This window comes from Pseudomonas sp. R62 (assembly GCF_000257605.1).
Lineage (GTDB): Bacteria > Pseudomonadota > Gammaproteobacteria > Pseudomonadales > Pseudomonadaceae > Aquipseudomonas > Aquipseudomonas atacamensis.
Window position 1 is genome coordinate 3,088,149 of sequence record NZ_JH635998.1, and the last position, 3,451, is coordinate 3,091,599.

Consider the following 3,451-nt stretch of genomic DNA (forward strand, 5'->3'; position numbering starts at 1 on the left):
GGAGGTGATCAGCGACACCAGCAGAATCGTCAGCAAGTCGGTCATCGCCAGCGGTGTGCCGGTGGCGTTGGCGATGAACACGATGGCCAGGGTCAGGTAGATCGAGAAACCGTCGAGGTTGAACGAGTACCCGGTCGGGATCACCAGACCGACCGTCGAGCTGCCAATACCGAGGTGTTCGAGCTTGCGCATGATCTGCGGCAGCACGGCGTCGGAAGAGGCGGTGCCCATGACGATCAGCAGTTCTTCCCGCAGGTACTTGAGCAGCGGCCACATGCGCAGGCCGGAAACGCGCATCACCAGACCGAGGATCAGCGCGACGAAGGCGACGCAGGTCAGGTAGAACAGACCGACCAGACTGCCCAGGTGCTGCAGCGAGTCGAGACCGTATTTGCTGGTGGTGAAGGCGATGGCACCGAACACGCCGATCGGCGCCAGCCGGACGATCATGCCCATGATGCGGAAGATCACGTGGCTGAGTTCGTTGATCAGCCGCGAAATCCCGGAAGCCGCTTCGCCGACCAGATTCAGCGCACTGCCGAACAGCACCGAGAACAGCAGCACTTGCAGAATATTGTTGTCAGCGAAGGCGCCGATCACCGAGGTCGGGATCAGGTCCATCAGAAATTGCGTGGTGGTGTGCATATGCTGGCCGCGCTCAGCGAGGTCGCCCATGTCGGCGCTGGAGAGTTGCTCCAGATGAATGTTCGCGCCGCTGCCAATGCCGGTGCTGAAGGCGAATACCAGACCGATCACCAAGGCGATGGTGGTCAGCACTTCGAAATAGATCACCGACTTGAGGCCGATGCGCCCGACCTTCTTCAGATCGCCCGCGCCGCTGATGCCGCTGACCACCACGCAGAACACGATCAGGCCAATGAGCATCTTGATCAATTTGATGAAGCCATCGCCGAGCGGTTTCAGCTGGGCGGAGTATTCAGGAAGGGTCAGCCCGCAGACGATGCCGAGCATCAGTCCGAGAACCACTTGAAGGAAGATTGAGCGCGAGCACCATCTGAGCATGGGAGGAATCCTGGGTCGGTGTCCTGGCTGCCGTACGCGTGGCGCAGCGGATTCAGGACTTAATTATTGTGGTCTTACCGGTATGTCCAGTGCAGGCGCAGTCTAGGCGCAGGTTTTCGTGGATCGCAAGGGGAAATTCGAAAATTGGCATGACCGGTCTTACCAGTTGTCTGGATGGCCCGGTCTTGAGCATTTGAGAAAAATCGGCGGCTATGCCTTTTTTCTGGGCGGGGTGTGAGTCACGTTTTGATGTTTGGTACATGCCTTTCGACGATGCTCAGGATGAAAGTGATCTTTGAACGTTCTTCGGTTTTGCCCAGATAGACGTAAGGCAGACTTCTGATTTTTATACCGCCCAGATAGGCATGATTTTTCAGTTTGAGAGAAACAGCTGTATGTACACCCGTTAAGTTGTCCAGCGTTATAGCGGTGCCGCTACGGTCGACAAGAATAAACGTGCTCAAGTTGTCAGTGTCTGGCTTGACGGCCTCGACGGTGTCCAGCCAGTGATTGCTGATTACCTGATTGAAATAGTTGCCCTGGCTTTTCACGGTGAGGATGTAGCCGTCAGGGGTATGACCGAAATGCAGCTTCAGCGGTTTTATCCGGCCGCTCTGCTCGTTGCTCCGGATGCCGAGCAGGTGGGACTGATCCCGTGTTTGCGGGCGTCCGGTATAGAAACCGCCGCTGAACAGACTGATGGTAGCCATCGCCGGTTTGCCGTACAGCTGTTCAAGAAAGCCGACCCTGTGGTCGAACATTCTCAGCGTTGCGATGAAAGATTTTTCGATATTGCTCGTCATGATGAAATCCATTTATCAAGTCGGGTTTCAGACTAAGCGGTTTTCATTTATGGCGGTTTGCATGTGTGTTGCAAGAGTTTGGTTTTAACGAAGAGATGAACAATCCTGCTGGACGGGATTAGCAGGTTGCTGCTTTATTCGGGTGGTATTTTTTTATTGAATTCATGGCAATAAAAAACCGGCCATCGTGACCGGTTTTTTATTGCGGATTAACGAGGCATCAAGCGCCGTACACCGGCAGTTTCTTGCAGATGGCTTTGACTTTCTCGCGAACGGCGTCGATCACCGCTTCGTTGTTCAGGTCAGCCAGGATGTCGCAGATCCAGCCGGCCAGCTCTTTGCACTCAGCCTCTTTGAAACCGCGAGTGGTCACAGCCGGAGTACCGAAGCGCAGGCCGGAGGTGACGAACGGCGAGCGTGGATCGTTAGGCACGGAGTTCTTGTTCACGGTGATGAACGCTTTGCCCAGAGCGGCGTCGGCATCTTTACCGGAGATGTCCTGCTTGATCAGCGACAGCAGGAACAGGTGGTTTTCAGTACCGCCCGATACCACGTCGAAACCGCGTGCGATGAACACTTCGGCCATGGCCTTGGCGTTCTTCACCACTTGTTGCTGGTAAGCCTTGAACTCAGGCTGCAGCGCTTCCTTGAAGCAGATCGCCTTGGCCGCGATCACGTGCTCCAGCGGGCCACCCTGGGCGCCCGGGAATACTGCGGAGTTGAGCTTCTTCTCGATCTCGGCGTTGGCACGGGCCAGGATCAGACCGCCACGTGGACCGCGCAGGGTCTTGTGGGTGGTGGTGGTCACGACGTCGGCGAACGGCACCGGGTTCGGGTACACACCCGCGGCAACCAGACCGGCGACGTGAGCCATGTCGACGAACAGGTAAGCGCCGACCTTGTCAGCGATTTCGCGGAAGCGCGGGAAGTCGAGGATCTGCGAGTAGGCCGAGAAACCGGCAACGATCATTTTCGGCTTGTGCTCGACCGCCAGGCGCTCGACTTCGTCGTAGTCGATCAGGCCGTTGGCATCGATACCGTATTGAACGGCGTTGTACAGCTTGCCCGAGGAGGAAACGCTGGCGCCGTGGGTCAGGTGACCACCATGGGCCAGGCTCATGCCCAGAATGGTGTCGCCACCTTGCAGCAGAGCCAGGTAAACAGCGGCGTTGGCCTGGGAACCGGCGTGCGGCTGAACGTTGGCGTAATCGGCGCCGAACAGTTCCTTGGCGCGGTCGATGGCCAGTTGTTCAACCACGTCCACGTATTCGCAACCACCGTAGTAACGCTTGCCCGGATAGCCTTCGGCGTACTTGTTGGTCAGGACCGAGCCTTGAGCTTCCATCACCGCTGGGCTGGTGTAGTTTTCCGAAGCGATCAGCTCAATGTGTTCTTCCTGACGCTGAGCTTCTTGCTCCATGGCGGCAAAAAGGTCGGCGTCGTACTTGGCAATAGTCAAATCACGGCTGAACATGGCGGTCCTCAAGGATCGGGGGCAGAAAAGGGGGGCATTCTAACCCAACCGCTTTTGGATGACATATGAAACGACGTCATGTCGCAGACAAGTGGCGTTCATGACAGATGTGCGGTGCTTTTGCCGGCCCCTTCGCGAGCAGAGGGGCATT

3 protein-coding genes are annotated in these 3,451 nt (G+C 56.9%); all 3 read right to left on the reverse strand.

Annotated elements, in window-relative coordinates; all coding sequences use genetic code 11:
* On the reverse strand, positions 1 to 1,023 hold a 1,023-nt coding region (gene dctA / locus OQK_RS14975), incomplete at its 3' end, for a C4-dicarboxylate transporter DctA (protein WP_016773103.1).
* A gap of 239 nt (positions 1,024 to 1,262) precedes the next feature.
* A complete protein-coding gene (locus tag OQK_RS14980) occupies positions 1,263 to 1,826 on the reverse strand; it encodes a hypothetical protein (protein WP_238537187.1) in 564 nt (187 codons plus the stop codon).
* 220 nt (positions 1,827 to 2,046) lie between these two features.
* The gene (gene glyA, locus OQK_RS14985; RefSeq protein WP_016773106.1) at positions 2,047 to 3,300 is read right to left on the reverse strand and encodes a serine hydroxymethyltransferase; all 1,254 of its coding nucleotides are present in this window, start codon (positions 3,298 to 3,300) and stop codon (positions 2,047 to 2,049) included.
* Positions 3,301 to 3,451: the final 151 nt, after the last annotated feature.